The sequence below is a fragment of the Kineococcus lubricus genome (assembly GCF_050871965.1).
GTDB lineage: Bacteria > Actinomycetota > Actinomycetes > Actinomycetales > Kineococcaceae > Kineococcus.
This window is the reverse complement of the sequence record NZ_JBJLSK010000028.1, coordinates 1-15297: the sequence shown is the minus strand read 5'-3', so window position 1 is coordinate 15297 and position 15297 is coordinate 1. Positions and strand designations below refer to the sequence as shown.

At 73.9% G+C, this 15297-nt stretch carries 14 protein-coding genes; 7 read left to right on the top strand and 7 right to left on the bottom strand.

All coding sequences use genetic code 11. The features are described from left to right. Positions 1-97: 97 nt before the first annotated feature. Complete coding sequence (locus tag ACRYRX_RS18200) at positions 98-499, top strand: Fur family transcriptional regulator (RefSeq protein WP_432514101.1); 402 nt, start codon at positions 98-100, stop codon at positions 497-499. A gap of 21 nt (positions 500-520) precedes the next feature. Here ACRYRX_RS18200 and ACRYRX_RS18195 read toward each other — a convergent pair whose 3' ends face one another. Beyond that, the gene (locus tag ACRYRX_RS18195; protein WP_432514099.1) at positions 521-1573 is read right to left on the bottom strand and encodes a GTP-binding protein; all 1053 of its coding nucleotides are present in this window, start codon (positions 1571-1573) and stop codon (positions 521-523) included. Positions 1574-1720: 147 nt separating this feature from the next. Here ACRYRX_RS18195 and ACRYRX_RS18190 point away from each other — a divergent pair, with 147 nt between their 5' ends. Together ACRYRX_RS18190 and ppc are read left to right on the top strand one after the other, a co-directional pair. Next, a complete protein-coding gene (locus ACRYRX_RS18190; protein ID WP_432514097.1) occupies positions 1721-1999 on the top strand; it encodes an HU family DNA-binding protein in 279 nt (92 codons plus the stop codon). 178 nt (positions 2000-2177) lie between these two features. Further along, positions 2178-5030, top strand: coding sequence for a phosphoenolpyruvate carboxylase (gene ppc / locus ACRYRX_RS18185; RefSeq protein WP_432514095.1), 2853 nt, complete (start codon positions 2178-2180; stop codon positions 5028-5030). 83 nt (positions 5031-5113) lie between these two features. Here the strand turns inward: ppc and ACRYRX_RS18180 are convergent, their stop codons facing one another. Beyond that, on the bottom strand, positions 5114-5935 hold the full coding sequence (locus tag ACRYRX_RS18180) for an isoprenyl transferase (protein ID WP_432514094.1): 822 nt from the start codon (positions 5933-5935) through the stop codon (positions 5114-5116). A 57-nt stretch (positions 5936-5992) separates the two neighbouring features. Here ACRYRX_RS18180 and ACRYRX_RS18175 point away from each other — a divergent pair, with 57 nt between their 5' ends. Continuing rightward, on the top strand, positions 5993-6538 hold the full coding sequence (locus ACRYRX_RS18175; RefSeq protein ID WP_432514093.1) for a histidine phosphatase family protein: 546 nt from the start codon (positions 5993-5995) through the stop codon (positions 6536-6538). 34 nt (positions 6539-6572) lie between these two features. On the opposite strand, the gene recO is transcribed toward ACRYRX_RS18175, so the two are convergent. The 3 genes from recO to leuA form a co-directional block, all read right to left on the bottom strand. Continuing rightward, positions 6573-7358 (bottom strand): DNA repair protein RecO, encoded by a 786-nt coding sequence (recO, locus tag ACRYRX_RS18170; protein WP_432514091.1) that lies wholly within the window; start codon positions 7356-7358, stop codon positions 6573-6575. Between the two features lie 69 nt (positions 7359-7427). Continuing rightward, positions 7428-8990, bottom strand: a complete 1563-nt coding sequence (locus ACRYRX_RS18165) for a GGDEF domain-containing protein (RefSeq protein WP_432514089.1) — start codon at positions 8988-8990, stop codon at positions 7428-7430. A 168-nt stretch (positions 8991-9158) separates the two neighbouring features. Then, positions 9159-10859 (bottom strand): 2-isopropylmalate synthase, encoded by a 1701-nt coding sequence (gene leuA, locus ACRYRX_RS18160; protein WP_432514156.1) that lies wholly within the window; start codon positions 10857-10859, stop codon positions 9159-9161. 304 nt (positions 10860-11163) lie between these two features. Between leuA and ACRYRX_RS18155 the strand changes: the two genes are divergently transcribed. From ACRYRX_RS18155 to ACRYRX_RS18145, 3 genes are read left to right on the top strand one after another with little or no spacing between them, the layout of a single operon-like run. Beyond that, positions 11164-12435, top strand: a complete 1272-nt coding sequence (locus ACRYRX_RS18155; RefSeq protein ID WP_432514088.1) for a glucarate dehydratase family protein — start codon at positions 11164-11166, stop codon at positions 12433-12435. Beyond that, positions 12432-13391 (top strand): 2-hydroxyacid dehydrogenase, encoded by a 960-nt coding sequence (locus ACRYRX_RS18150; RefSeq protein WP_432514085.1) that lies wholly within the window; start codon positions 12432-12434, stop codon positions 13389-13391. Before ACRYRX_RS18155 ends, ACRYRX_RS18150 begins: the two co-directional genes overlap by 4 nt. 28 nt (positions 13392-13419) lie before the next feature. Next, positions 13420-14424, top strand: coding sequence for an adenosine deaminase (locus tag ACRYRX_RS18145; protein WP_432514082.1), 1005 nt, complete (start codon positions 13420-13422; stop codon positions 14422-14424). Positions 14425-14518: 94 nt separating this feature from the next. On the opposite strand, the gene ACRYRX_RS18140 is transcribed toward ACRYRX_RS18145, so the two are convergent. Together ACRYRX_RS18140 and ACRYRX_RS18135 are read right to left on the bottom strand one after the other, a co-directional pair. Next, a complete protein-coding gene (locus ACRYRX_RS18140) occupies positions 14519-14899 on the bottom strand; it encodes a PIN domain-containing protein (protein WP_432514080.1) in 381 nt (126 codons plus the stop codon). Then, positions 14896-15186 (bottom strand): type II toxin-antitoxin system Phd/YefM family antitoxin, encoded by a 291-nt coding sequence (locus ACRYRX_RS18135; RefSeq protein WP_432514078.1) that lies wholly within the window; start codon positions 15184-15186, stop codon positions 14896-14898. The genes ACRYRX_RS18140 and ACRYRX_RS18135 overlap by 4 nt, the downstream gene beginning before the upstream one ends. Positions 15187-15297 lie beyond the last annotated feature (111 nt).

The window sequence follows — 15297 nt, the reverse complement described above, 5'->3', positions numbered from 1 at the left end:
GACCGGTCGCATCCGTTCGGCCCACGGCGACCCCCGGACGTAGGGTGTCCTGACCGCCCGGGCCCGTCCCGGGCCGACCTGAGGAGGACGAGTCGTCGTGTCGGTCCCGGCCCGTCGATCCACCCGGCAGCGCTCGGCCGTCTCGGCCGCCCTGGACGAGGCCGACGCCTTCCTGTCCGCGCAGGACCTGCACGCGCGGCTGCGCGAGCGCGGCGAGAACGTGGGGCTGGCGACGGTCTACCGCGCCCTGCAGGTGCTCGCCGAGGACGGCGACGTCGACGTCCTGCGCACCGACGACGGCGGCGAGGCGGTCTACCGCCGCTGCAGCACCGGCCACCACCACCACCTGGTCTGCCGCCGGTGCGGGGCGACGGTGGAGGTCGAGGGGCCGCAGGTCGAGGCGTGGGCACGGCGCGTGGGTTCGGAGCACGGCTTCACGGCCGTCCAGCACGTCGTGGAGGTCTTCGGCGTCTGCGCGGACTGCTCCGCGAAGGGCTGACCCCGCCCCACCCCGGCGGGATCACCCGTCGCGGTCGCCCAGCCACGGTTCGAGGCCGTCCTGCGGCGCCGTCCACCCGCGCGTCTCGGCCGGGGTGGCCAGGATCCGCTCGAAGGCGGCGCTGACGCGTTCGGCGTCGCCGTCGTCGACGCCGGTGACCACCAGCCGCGTCCGCGGCCGTTCCCCGCCCGGGGTGTCCCACTGCCCGATGCTGCCGATGCTCAGCTGCCCGCCGGCGCCGTCCCAGGCGCACACGACGCCGGGCCGCGACGGCACCCAGAAGACGCCGCGGGCGCGCAGCCGGCCGGCGCCGACGGCTTCGATCTCGTCGAGCAGCCGCTGCGGGTGCAGCGGCGCCGGGGTGCGCAGGTCGAGGGTGAACACCCCCAGCCGGTCCCCCGCCCCGCTGGGCCGCACGGCGCGCAGGTCGCTGCGGCGCAACGGTTCGGAGGTGGCGACGCGACGCGGCGCGAGCAGGTCGGCGGCGTCGGCGGCGAGCAGGTCGGCCACGGTGCAGCCGGGCGCGGTGACGTGGTCGAGCAGGACGGCCGAGCGCGCCGGCAGCGTCCCGTCGACCAGGACGAGGTCGGCCTCGTCGAGCTGGTGGGCCAGGACCTCCCCGACCGCCCGGTCGCCGTCGGCGAGCAGGTCGTCGCCCAGGAGGTCGTCCAGCAGGCCGGGGCCGCCGACCACCGACACGACGCCGCCGACGGCGACGAGGTCGGCGAGGTCGTCCCCGCCGTCGACGCCGTGGGTCAGGGCCTGCAGGGCGGCCAGCGGTTCGGCGGCGACGGGCAGGGCCAGGACGAGGCGGGCGAAACGGCCGCTGCGGGCGATCGCCGCGACGGTGGGCAGCACGTCCTCGCGCAGGGCGCAGCCCAGGCAGGCGTGCTCCAGCGGGACCGTGACGTCCTCGACGACGCCGCCGAACTCGGTGACCAGGCGGTGCAGCGCCTCGGGCAGCAGGTCGTAGCGCAGCAGGGCGGTGCCCGGCTCGCCCCAGAGGGCGGCGGCGGTGGCGCTGTCGCGCAGCACGGGGTCCATCGACGTCAGGACGGTCACGGGAAGTCTCACGGAGCACTCCTTGTTGAGATCCATTCTCAGAAAATGACCGTAGCAGACGACCCGACGCGCCCCGACGCCCGCCACGTGCCGAGCACGGGAGGTGACCACAGGTAACGTCGGACCCCGACCACCGCCTTCGAGACAACGGGAGAAACCGTGAACCGCTCCGAACTGGTCACCGCCGTCGCCCAGCGCGCCGGCCTGACTCAGTCCGACACCGACTCCGTCCTCAACGCCTTCGGCGACGTGCTCGTCGAGGCCGTGAGCAAGGGCGAGGCCGTCAAGCTCCCCGGCCTGCTGACCGTCGAGCGCGTCGAGCGGGCCGCCCGCACCGGCCGCAACCCCCGCACGGGCGAGACCATGGAGATCGCCGCGTCCTTCGGCGCCAAGCTCACCGCCGGGTCCAAGCTCAAGGCCGCCGCGAACGGGAGCTGAGGCCCCGCCTCCCCCCTGTCCGCCCTCCGGTTTCGCATCGGAGGGCGGACGCGTCAGACTGCCCCCGCCGCTCGCCCGCGAGCGGTGCTGTGACAATGGCCACAGCAGGAAGCAGTCAGCACGTGCACACGGAGTCAGCGTCGACCCCCGGGCACCCGGCAGGGAGGCGAGGCGTCGAATGAGCGCACAGACCGACGAGCAACTCCGAGGTGCGCCCCAGGCACCCGGTCCCCAGGAGGTCCCGGCCCGCGCGCAGGACGTCATGACGGTCGACGGGGTGTCCTCCGACGAGGGCCACGCGGCGCTGCGGGCCTCGGTCCGCAAGCTCGGCGAGCTCCTCGGGGAGTCCCTGACCCGCCACGAGGGCCGCGAGCTGCTCGACCTCGTCGAGCAGGTCCGCGCCCTGGCCCGCCGCCCCGACGACGGCGCCGAGCTGGCCGCGCTGCTGTCCGGGGTCGACGACGCGACCGCCATCAACCTGGCCCGCGCCTTCACCGCCTACTTCCAGCTCGCCAACGCCTCCGAGCAGCTGCACCGCGGCCTGGAGCTGTCGCGGGCCTCCACCGGCGGCCTCGACGGGGCCCTGGAACGGCTCGCCGAGGCCCTGCGCTCGGGCGACCTGGACCGCGACACCGCCCAGGAGATCCTCGGCCGCCTCCAGCTGCGCCCGGTGTTCACCGCGCACCCCACCGAGTCCAGCCGCCGCTCGGTCCTGGACCTGCTGCTGCGCATCACCACGATCGTGCAGACCTCCGAGGACTCCTCCCAGCGCCCCCTGGACGCCCGGCGCGGGCAGCGCCGGCTCGCCGAGCTCGTCGACGAGCTGTGGCAGACCGACGAGCTGCGCGTCCTGCGCCCGCGACCGGCCGACGAGGCCCGTTCGGCGCTGCACTACCTGCGCAACCTCACCTCCACCGTCCTGCCGGACCTGCTCGAGGACCTCGCCGCCGGCCTGGCCGACCTCGGCCTCGACCTGCCCGTCGACGCCCAGCCGCTGCGCTTCGGCAACTGGGTCGGCGGCGACCGCGACGGCAACCCCAACGTCACCCCCGAGGTGACCGCCGAGGTCCTGGCCATGCAGCACGACGCGGCCCTGGACGTCCTGACCGCCGCCACCCGCGACCTCATGACCGAGCTGGCCGCCTCCACCCAGATCGTCGGGTTCTCCCCCGAGCTGCTGGCCTCCCTGGAGGCCGACGCGCAGGCCCTGCCCGAGGTGCGCGCCGCGCGCGCCCACCTCAACGGCGAGGAGCCGTACCGCTTCAAGCTGTCCTACGTCCTGGCCCGCCTCGAGGGCACCCGCGCCCGGCTGCACAGCGGCGCCGAGCACGTCGAGGGCCGCGACTACGCGGACGTCGAGCAGTTCACCGCCGACATCCGGATGCTGCAGGACTCGCTGCGCGCCAACGACGGCGACCTCGTCGCCGACGGCGCGGTGGCCCGGCTGCTGCGCGTGGTCCGCGCCGTCGGGTTCAGCCTGGCGACCCTGGACGTGCGCGAGGACGCCGGCAAGCACCACGCGGCGCTCGCCGCGATCTACGACCGGCTCGGGGAGCTCATCACCCCGTACGCCGACCTGGACCGCACCGCCCGCACGAAGCTGCTGTCCAAGGAGCTGAGCGGGCACCGGCCCCTCATCGGCGCCGCGGTGCGGACCCTGACGGGCACCCCCGCGAAGGTGATGCAGCTGTTCTCGACGATCCGCGCGTCGCTGGACCGCTACGGCGACGACGTCATCGAGACCTACATCGTCTCCATGACCAAGGGCATCGACGACCTGTTCGCCGTCGTCGTGCTGGCCCGCGAGGTGGGCCTGGTCGACCTGGCCGACACCGACGGCGCGCACGATGTCGCCCGCATCGGGTTCGCGCCGCTGTTCGAGACCGTCACCGAGCTGGAGAACGCCGAGGAACTGCTGGAGGGGTTGCTGTCCGACCCGTCCTACCGACGCGTCGTGGCCGCCCGCGGCGACGTCCAGGAGATCATGCTCGGCTACTCCGACTCCTCCAAGGACGCCGGGATCGCCGCCTCCCGCTGGCAGATCCACCGCGCCCAGCGCGCGCTGCGCGACGTCGCCCGCCGGCACGGGGTGACGCTGCGCCTGTTCCACGGCCGCGGCGGCTCGGTCGGCCGCGGCGGCGGGCCCACCGGCGAGGCGATCCTGGCCCAGCCGTACGGGACGCTCGACGGCCCCATCAAGGTCACCGAGCAGGGCGAGGTGATCTCCGACAAGTACGTCCAGCCGCGGCTGGCCCGGCACAACCTGGAGGTCGCCCTCTCGGCGGCCCTGGAGGCCTCCACGGTGCACCGGGCCCCGCTGCAGTCCGGGGAGGTCCTCGACGGCTGGGACGAGACGATGTCCGTCGTGGCCGCCAAGGGCCAGGAGGCGTACCGGGCGCTGGTCCGCGACCCGGGCCTGGTGCCGTTCTTCCTCTCGGCCACCCCGGTCGAGGAGCTGGGCAACCTCAACATCGGGTCCCGCCCGGCGCGCCGCCCCGGCGGCACCGGCGGCCTGGAGGACCTGCGGGCCATCCCGTGGGTGTTCGGCTGGACCCAGAGCCGCATCAACGTCCCCGGCTGGTTCGGGGTGGGCTCGGGGCTGGCCGCGGCCCGCGCCGCCGGTCACGAGGACGACCTGCGGCAGATGGTCGGCAGCTGGAACTTCTTCCGCAGCTTCGTCTCCAACGTGCAGATGACCCTGGCCAAGACCGACCTGGGCATCGCCGCGCACTACGTCGAGGAACTCGTCGCCCCCGAGTCCCGGGGCGCGTTCGAGACGATCCGCGCCGAGCACGCCCGCACGCTGGAGCAGGTGCTGTGGCTGACCGGGCAGGACGAGCTGCTGGAGTCCGCGCCGGTGCTGCGCCGGACGCTGGAACTGCGCGACGCCTACCTGGCCCCGCTGCACGCGCTGCAGGTCTCGCTGCTGGGCCGCTCGCGCGCCAGCGGCGAGGACGTCGACCCGGCGCTGCGCCGCGCGCTGCTGCTGACGATCAACGGGATCGCCGCCGGGATGCGCAACACCGGCTGAGCCCGGCCCGCTGGGGGTTCGGATCGTTGGACCCACGCTGCCGATGAACGGGAGCGAGGGTCCAACGATCCGGACCCAGGCCCTCAGGACGAGGCCGTGGGGGTGTCCAGCGCCCCGCCGTAGCGCCGGTTGCGGGTGGCGTACGTCTCGATCGCCGCCCACAGCGCCCGCCGGTCGACGTCGGGCCACAGCACGTCGGAGAACACCATCTCCGCGTACGTCGACTGCCAGGGCAGGAAACCGGACGTCCGCTGCTCCCCGGAGGACCGCCAGAACAGGTCGACGTCGGGCATGTCGGGTTCGTCGAGGTAGCGGGCCAGGACCTTCTCGTCGATGCGGTCCGGGTTCACCTTCCCGGCCGCGACGTCGAGGGCCAGCGCGCGGGCGGCGTCGGCGATCTCGGCCCGGCCGCCGTAGTTCACGCACATCGTCAGGGTGCAGACGGTGTTCTCCCGGGTCAGTTCCTCGGCCGCCTCCAGTTCGCTGATCACGCTGCGCCACAGGCGAGGACGCCGCCCGGCCCAGCGGACGCGGACCCCCCAGGAGTTCATGACGTCGCGGCGGCGGCGGATGACGTCGCGGTTGAACCCCATGAGGAACCTGACCTCCTCGGGGCTGCGCCGCCAGTTCTCGGTGGAGAACGCGTACGCCGACACGTGCGTGACGCCGATCTCGACGGCGCCGGCGACGACGTCCAGCAGCGACGCCTCCCCCATCTTGTGGCCCTCGATGCGCGACAGGCCCCGCTGGTTGGCCCAGCGGCCGTTGCCGTCCATGACGATCGCGACGTGCTTGGGGACCAGGTCCGCGGGCAGCTGCGGCGGCCGCGCACCGGAGGGGTGCGGCGGCGGGGCGACGACCTCGCGCGGTTCGGGCAGACGGCTGGCGCGGCGGAGTCCTGGCACGGTCCCCAGGGTGCCAGGTGGGACGATGGGCCGGTGCACCCCCACGAACCCCTCCCGGTGACGGCACTGGTCCGGCACGGGCAGACCGACTGGAACCGCGACGGCCGCCTGCAGGGACGCACCGACGTCCCGCTCAACGACACCGGCCGCGCGCAGGCGCTGGCCCTGGCCGCTCAGCTCGCCGGGCAGGGCTGGGCCGCGATCACCTCCTCGCCGCTGTCGCGGGCGCGCGAGACCGCGCAGATCGTCGCCGACCACCTGGGGCTGGACCTGCTGCCCCCGCACGACGACCTCGTCGAGCGGGACTTCGGCGAGGCCGAGGGCGGGGACGCGGAGGAACTGCTGGCCCGGTACCCCGGCGGCGAGCGGCCCGGGCAGGAACCGTGGGCCGAGCTGACCGCCCGCGGGGCGGGGGCGTTGCGCCGCCTGCGCGCCGAGCACGGCGACGTCCCGCTCGTCGTCGTGGCGCACGGCACGTTCCTGCGCGCCACGGTCGAGGGCCTGGCCGGGGTCGAGCTGCCCCGCATGGCGAACGCCTCGTCGGTCGTGGTGGAGGGCGCCGGGGACGTGTGGCGCCTGGTGCGCGAACCTCAGCGGGCGTAGCCGGGGACGTCGTCCCCGCGCGGGGGGTGCGGGTTCACCGGACGGGCAGGGGCTCGGCGCGCTCGACGTGCTGCAGGGAGCGGATGCCGCGTTCGAGGTGCCACTGCAGGAACGCCGCGACCAGGCCGCTGCCCTCGCGGCGGCACCGCTCCTCGGCCTCCTCGGCGACCGACCAGTCCCCGCTGAGCAGCGCGGCGAGCAGCGCGAGCGTGCGCGGGTCCGGGGCGGCCGACCCCGGGGGGCGGCACGAGGAGCAGACCGCTCCCCCGGCGGCGACGTTGAAGGAGGTGTGCGGTCCGGGGTCGGAGCAGCGGGCGCAGTCGGCGAAGCTCGCGGCGTACCCGGCGACCGCCAGGGACCGCAGCAGGAACGCGTCGAGGACCAGCGGCCCGTCGTGCTCGCGGCGCGAGAGGGTGCGCAGCGCCCCCACGAGCAGCAGGTACTGCTGGGTGGCGCTCTCCCGCTCGACCTCGGTGAAGCGCTCGGCGGTCTCCACGAGGGCGTGGCCGACGGTGTAGAGGCCGTAGTCGGTGGCCAGGACCTGCCCGTAGGGGGCCAGGACGTCGACCTGGGTGATGGTGTCGAGCGAGCGGCCGCGGTGCAGCTGGACGTCGACGCAGGTGAACGGTTCCAGGCGGGCCCCGAAGCGGGAGGAGGTGCGCCGCACGCCCTTGGCGACGGCGCGGACGCGGCCGTGGTGGCGGGTCAGCAGCGAGACGATGCGGTCGGCCTCGCCGAGCTTGGTGGTGCGCAGGACCACGGCCTCGTCCCGGTAGCTCTTGGCTCCCCCGATGCTCGAACCCCTCGACCGGCCAGTCACCGTCCCACTGTAGGTGCCCGCACCGACACGACCCCCCGGAGCGCCCGGTCCTCCGCCGGGCGGGGCGGCTCAGGCGGTGACGAGCCGGTCGCGCCCGGAGCGCTGGGCCTCCAGCAGGGCCCGGTCGGCGGCGGCGACGGCCTCGGCGGCCGGGGCGGGCCCGGCCAGCCCCACCGACACGGTGACCCGCAGCCCCAGGGAGATCTCCAGCCACGGTTCCTTGCGCACGACCTCGAGCAGCTTCTCGGCCGTCCGGTCGGCCCCGGTGCCGCCGGGGACGAGCACGACGAACTCGTCGGCGCCGTAGCGGACGACGGTGTCGTCGTCGGCGACGTTGCGCTGCACCAGGTCCGCGATGCGGCGCAGGACGGCGTCGCCGACCTCGGGGCCGTGCTCGTCGTTGACGGCGCGGAAGCGGTCGACGTCGAGCAGGACGGCGCTGAACCGCTGGTCGGGGCGTTCGAGCAGCTGCTGCAGCCGCCGGCGGTTGCCGAGCCCGGTCATGGGGTCGACGAGCGAGGAGCGGCCGAGGCGGTCGTGCTGGGCGGCCATCGCGCGCTGCCGGATGCGGTCCTGCAGCGCCTCGAACCGGCTCTCGCGGTCCTCCCAGAGCCGGGCCAGCGAGACCTGCGCGAGCAGCTCGAGCGCGTCGGCGGCCTCGCTGCGCCCGTCGTGCAGGACGGCGTTGCGGGCGCGGACGGCGAGCGCGGTCAGCCCCCACACGTCGAGCTGGGTGGCCGAGGAGACGCGCTGCACGGCGGTGAGGAGGTCGGCGGCGCCGGTGCGGTCGCCGGCGTCGGAGGTCGCCATGGCCAGGGCGATGCGGGCGATCTGGGTCTCGGCGAGCTCCTCGCGCAGCCGGAAGGCCTCCATGGCGGGCCGCAGCCGGGCCTGGGCGAGCTCGGTCTCCCCGGTGCGCTGCAGGACGAACGCCTCGATGGCCTCGGCCCGGGCGTGCATCTCGGGGTAGTCGGCCCGGGCGGCGAGGGTGCGCATGAGCGCGGCGCGGCTGAGGGCGACGGTGTAGTGCGGCCACGCCTCCTCGCGGCGGCCGGCGACCTCGAGCATGGAGCCCCAGGACACCTGCAGGACGGCGGCTTCCTGCGCGACGTTGAGCTGGACGCGGGCGGGCGGGAAGGTGAGGCCGAGCATCTGCACCATGAGCTCGTCGGCCGGTTCGAACAGGGCGAGCGCGTTGAGCGCGAGCGCCACCGACATGGTCGCCGAGAGGTGGTCGTAGGTGCGGATGGGCTGGGCGGAGACGATGAGCTGGCCCTCGGCGAGGTGGTCCATGGCCAGGGCGGTCATGCCGAGGTCGACGCGGGACTCGGCGAGCAGGGCGAGGGCCTTGGCGCGCCAGACGGGGTCGGCGCTGGGGCCGAGGCGGCGCAGCAGCCGGCCGGCCTCCTCGCTGGCCTCGGCGGCGCGGCCGAGCTGGTGCAGGGCGACGCCGCAGATGAACTGCAGGTAGCGGGCGGTGCGTTCGTCGCCGGCGGCCTCGCAGAAGGCGAGGGCTTCGCGGCTGACGTCGATGGCGCGTTCGCCGTAGCCGTCGAGGTAGAGCTTGTGGGACCACTCCGCGAGGGCGTCGAAGGGCCCGAACGGTCCGACGGCTTCGAGCTGCGTGCCCACGTCCACCCTCCTCGTCCCGACAGCCCCCCTGCCGTGATCACAGGTGGTGACTGATCTTAACGGTCCGCACTGCACAGCGGGAGGCGAGATCGGCCGGAACGCGCTCGCCCCGTGATCACGGACGGTACACCGTCCATGATCACGGGGCGAGGCCCGGTGCGGGGAGGGTCAGCGCTGGGCGCGGTTGACCGCCGAGACGATCGCCTTCAGGGAGGCGGTGGTGATGTTGTGGTCGATGCCCACGCCCCACAGGACGCGGCCGTCGACGGCGCACTCGACGTAGGCCGCGGCCTGCGCGTCGCCCCCGGCCGACAGCGCGTGCTCGGCGTAGTCCAGGACGCGCACGTCCACGCCCTGCGTCCCCAGCGCCGAGCAGAACGCCGCGATCGGGCCGTTGCCGGTGCCCTGCACGGTGCTCACCGCACCGGCGTCCCAGAGGTCGACCTCCAGGGTGTCCGCCCCGTCCACCACGCTCACCGACCGGGTGCCGCGCAGCGCGAACCGGCCCCACTCCGGGGTGCCCGTCGGCGAGGGCAGGTACTCGTCGGAGAACACCTCGAAGATCTGCTTCGAGGACACCTCCCCGCCCTGGGCGTCGGTGTGCTCCTGGATGACGCGGGAGAACTCGATCTGCAGGCGGCGCGGCAGGTCCAGCTGGTGCTCGGCCTTCAGCAGGTAGGCGACCCCGCCCTTGCCGGACTGGGAGTTCACCCGGATCACGGCCTCGTAGGACCGGCCCACGTCCTTGGGGTCGATCGGCAGGTACGGCACCGCCCACGGGATCTCGTCGACCGTCTTCCCGGCGGCGGCGGCGTCGCGCTCCATCGCCTCCAGGCCCTTCTTGATGGCGTCCTGGTGCGACCCGGAGAACGCCGTGAAGACGAGGTCGCCGCCGTAGGGGACGCGCTCGCCGACGGGCAGCTGGTTGCAGTGCTCGACGGTGCGCCGCACGTGGTCGATGTCGGAGAAGTCGATCTGCGGGTCGATGCCCTGGCTGAACAGGTTCATCCCCAGCGTCACCAGGTCGACGTTGCCGGTGCGCTCGCCGTTGCCGAACAGGCAGCCCTCGATGCGGTCCGCCCCGGCCAGGTAGCCCAGCTCGGCGGCGGCGACGCCGGTCCCGCGGTCGTTGTGCGGGTGCAGGGACAGGATCACGTGCTCGCGGTGGTTGAGGTGCCGCGACATCCACTCGATCGAGTCGGCGTAGACGTTCGGGGTCGCCATCTCGACCGTGGCGGGCAGGTTCACGATGACGTTGCGCTCGGCGGTCGGCTCGAAGACCTCGACGACCGCGTTGCAGATGCGGGCGGCGAACTCCAGCTCGGTGCCGGTGTACGACTCGGGGCTGTACTCGTAGTAGACGGTCGTCTCGGGGATGGTCTCCTCGAACTTCCGGCACAGCCGCGCGCCCTGCAGGGCCAGGTCGACGATGCCGTCCTCGTCGGAGCCGAACACCACGCGCCGCTGCAGCACCGAGGTCGAGTTGTAGAGGTGGACGATCGCCTGCTTCGCCCCGCGCAGCGACTCGTAGGTGCGCTCGATGAGGTGCTCGCGGGCCTGGGTCAGCACCTGGATGCGCACGTCGTCGGGGATGAGGTCGTTCTCGATCAGGGTGCGGACGAAGTCGAAGTCCGTCTGCGACGCCGAGGGGAACCCGACCTCGATGTCCTTGTAGCCCATCTGCACCAGCAGGGTGAACATCCGCAGCTTGCGCTCGGAGTTCATCGGGTCGATGAGGGCCTGGTTGCCGTCGCGCAGGTCGACCGCGCACCAGCGGGGCGCCTTCTCGATGCGCTTGGCCGGCCAGGTCCGGTCGGGCAGGTCGACGGTGATCTGCTCGTGGAACGGCACGTACTTGTGGAACGGCATCGGGCTGGGGGTCTGGGGGTTGTGCACGTCATCTCCTCATGAGCGGCTGGTGTGGCGGCCGGCGCGCACGACGAGGTCCCGCGACGGGGAGACCGGCCTAGCTGGCCCCGCCGCGGCGACGAAGGAGGAGGTTCTCCAGACGAGCCACGCTGCCACCGTACCCCCACCGGCCGCCGGCGCGCGCGGGCGGTCGGCTGCGACGTGGGACCCGCCCGTCGTTCTGACACGTCCTCGGTCATTGTCCGAGCATGTGGACGTGTGGCACGATGCTGACCACTCTCCTGCCGACGACGAAGGACGGGTCATGACCAGCCGGATCACGGACGTCACCATCACCCCGGTCGCCTTCCGCGACCTGCCCCTGCTCAACAACGTCGGCGTCCACGAGCCCTTCGCCCTGCGCAGCGTCGTGGAGGTCCGCACCGAGGACGGGTTCAGCGGCCTCGGGGAGAGCTACGGCGACGCCGCCCACCTCGACCGGCTGCGGGCCGCGGCGCAGCGGCTGCCGGGCACCGACGTGTTCGACCTGCACGCCGTCGGCCGCCACGTCGCGGCCTCGCTCACCGGCGACACCGGCGGCGGGCACGGCATGGGGTTGCAGATCACCACCTCGAACACCGCCGACCGCGTCTTCTCCCCCTTCGAGGTCGCCGCCCTCGACGTCCAGGGCAGGCTGCTCGGCCGGCCCGTCAGCGACCTGCTCGGCGGCGCGGTCCGCGACGAGGTCGCCTACAGCGCCTACGCGTTCTACAAGTGGGCCGGGCACCCGGGCCGGCCCGACGACGAGTGGGGCGCGGCGCTGGACCCGGCGGGCATCGTCGCGCAGGTCCGCCGCATGGTCGACGAGTTCGGGTTCACCGCGGTCAAGCTCAAGGGCGGCGCGTTCCCGCCCGAGGAGGAGGTCGAGGCGATCAGGGCCCTGCGCGCGGAGTTCCCCGACCTGCCGCTGCGGCTGGACCCCAACGGCGCCTGGACCGTCGAGACGTCCGTGTGGGTCGCCGAGCAGCTCGACGGGGTCCTGGAGTACCTGGAGGACCCCACCCCCGGCATCGAGGGCATGGCCGCGGTCGCCGCCCGGCTCGAGGGCCGGGTGCCGCTGGCGACGAACATGTGCGTCGTCGCGTTCGGGCACCTGCCCACGGCGATCGCGGCCGACGCCGTCCAGGTCGTGCTGTCCGACCACCACTTCTGGGGCGGGCTGCGCCGTTCGCAGGACCTCGCGCGGATCTGCGAGGTGTTCGGCAAGGGGTTGTCGATGCACTCCAACTCCCACCTCGGCATCAGCCTGGCGGCCATGACGCACCTCGCCGCGGCCACCCCGAACCTCGACTACGCCTGCGACACCCACTGGCCGTGGAAACGTCCCGAGGACGACGTCGTCGCGCCCGGGGCGCTGGGTTTCTCCGGCGGGGCCGTGAAGGTCCCCACCGGCCCCGGGCTCGGCGTGGAACTCGACCGGGACGCCCTGGCCCGGTTGCACGAGCAGTACCTGCGCACCGACGTCCGCGAACGCGACGACACCGGGTACATGCGCCGCTTCGACCCGGAGTTCACCCCGCGGTCGGGGCGCTGGTGAACGCGCTGGAGGTCCTCGTCACCGAACCCGTCCTGGAGCGGTTCGCCGGCGTCCTCACCCGCGACGGCGCGAGCCCGCACCGGTGGACGTTCGGGAAGGAGCCCGAGCGCAGCCCGGACGTCCTGGTCTGCTCGGCCGCGACCGGCGCGCAGATCGCCGCGCTGCCGGACCTCAAACTGGTCCAGGTGACCGGCGCCGGCGTCGACAAGGTCCCCGCCCTGCCCGCGGACGTGCTGCTGGCCAACACCTCCCACCACGGGCGGTCCATCGCCGAGCACGTCCTCACCGTCACGTCGGTGCTGCGCCGCGGGATCCTCACCGCGGACCGGTCGGTGCGGGAGGGGCAGTGGCGCAACGCCGTCGTCACCGACGGTTTCCCGTTCGGGCGGCTGTGGGCCGGGGCCCGGGTCGGGGTCGTGGGTTTCGGGGAGATCGGCCGCGAGGTCGCCCGCCTCGCCCTCGCCGTGGGGATGCACGTGCGCGCCGTCCGCCGCGACCCGCACGCACCCCGGCCCGACGACCTGCGCGCGGTCCGGGTCGAGGGGAACGACGCCCTGCACGACCTGCTGGCCGGTTCCGACGTCGTCGTCGTGACCGTCCCCCTGGACGAGACCACCCGCAGCCTGCTCGGGGCGGCCGAACTGGCCGCGATGCCCGCCGACGCCGTCCTGGTCAACGTCGCCCGCGGGCCCGTCGTCGACGAGCGCGCCCTGCACGACGCGCTGCGCGAGGGCACGATCGGCGGGGCCGCGATCGACGTGTGGTGGCGCAACCCGCGCGACCCCGACGCTCCCCCGCCCGCCCACCTGGACTTCACCGGCTTCGGCAACGTCGTCCTCACGCCCCACCAGTCCGGGCACACCGAGGAGACGTTCCGCGCCCGCGCGCAGGACGTCACCGACAACGTCGACGCCCTGGCCGCGGGCCGGCCGCTGCGGAACCTGGTGGTCCGCTGACCCCCGCCGCGCGTGCCACCATGAGGCGGTGTCGAAGTACGTCGCGCTGCCCAAGGTCGAGCTCCACCTGCACGCCGAGGGGACGCTGGAACCCGAACTCGCGTTCGCCCTCGCCCGCCGCAACGGGGTGAGCCTGCCGTTCGCCACCGAGGAGGACCTGCGGGCGGCCTACGACTTCACCGACCTGCAGTCGTTCCTCGACCTCTACTACGCCACGACGGCCGTCCTGCGCACCCGCGCCGACTTCCACGACCTGCTCTGGGCCTACCTGGAACGCTCCGCGGCGCAAGGGCTCCAGCACGTCGAGGTGTTCTTCGACCCGCAGGCCCACACCAGCCGCGGGGTCGCGTTCACCGACGTCGTCGACGGCCTGCACGACGCGCTCGTGCGCGCGGGGGCCGAGCTGGGGATCACCGGCGGGCTCATCCTGTGCTTCCTGCGCGACCGCCCCGTCGCCGAGGCCGCACAGACCCTCGAGGCGGCCCGCGAACGGCTCGACGTGCTGCTCGGCGTGGGCCTGGACTCCGCCGAGGTCGGTTTCCCGCCCGCCCCGTTCGCCGGCGTCTTCGCCCGCGCCGCCGAGCTCGGCCTGCGCCGCGTCGCGCACGCCGGCGAGGAGGCTCCCGCGTCGTCGGTCACCGAGGCGCTGGACGCCCTCGGCGTCGAGCGCATCGACCACGGGGTGCGGTCCCTGGACGACCCCGGGCTCGTCGCGCGCCTGGTGCGCGAGGAGGTCCCGCTGACGGTGTGCCCGCTGTCGAACCTGCGGCTGCGGGTCGTCGACGACCTCACCGCCCACCCGCTGCCCGCGATGCTCGCCGCCGGGCTGAAGGTCAGCCTGCACTCCGACGACCCGGCCTACTTCGGCGGGTACGTGGGCGACACGTTCGACGCCGTGGACGGAGCCGGGCACCTGGACGACGCGACCGCCGCGCTGCTGGCCCGCAACGCCGTCGACGGCTCGTTCGCGAGCCCGGCGCGCAAGGCGCAGCTGCGGGCCGGGATCGAGGAGTGGCTGGCCGCGCGCCGCTGACCCCTCCACCGGCGCCGCGGGAACGGATCGTTGCGCCAACGCTCGCGATCATCGGGAGCGTTGTCACAACGATCCGTTCCCACGGCCGTGACGGTCAGGGCCTGCGCACGCGGACCAGGTCCGACAGCGGCGCGAAGTCGCCGACGTTCGACGTCCACAACGTGAGGTCGTGCGCCCTGGCGGTCGCGGCCAGCAGCAGGTCGATCCTGCGCGCTCGCGGCTTCCGGCCCGCGGCGACCTCGGCGCGGTCGACGAGGCGGTACTCGGCCAGGACCCGCTCATCGACGGGCAGCGGGGCGAACCGCTCCGCCAGGCGGTCGTAGCGGTGACGGCGGTCGGCGGCCGACTGCGGGGTCCGGGCCGAGTGGATGCCGGTCAGCAGTTCGGCCATCGTGAGGACGGACAGGGCGCCGGGGCCATCGGGCCAGCGGTCGTCGAGCACCGCGTTCGTGTCGACGAGGAACGCCTCGCTCACCGGCGGTCCCGCTCCCACGGGTCGTCCGCCTCGTCAGCCCCCCACGCGTCGCGGGTGTCCTGCTTCCACCGCTCGCGTTCTTCCTCGCTCAACGGGGGGAGGTCGGCGAACACCTGCCTCATGTCCGCGGCGGAGACGAACCGCTGGGGCTGCGCCGGGGGCGGGTCCATGCGGAGCACACCCACCGGCACCCCGTTGCTCGTCACGAGGAGGTGCTCGCCGTCCCGCAGGGCACGCAACACCTGCCCGGAGTCGTTGCGCAGTTCCCGTTGACTGATGGTCCTCACGGCACCAGTGTAGCGAGAGCGTGCTACAGCAACCAGCCCCATGGCGGGTCCACCGGGGGCACGGGGATCCGGATCGTTGGCCCTTCGCTGCCGATCATCGGCAGCGAAGGG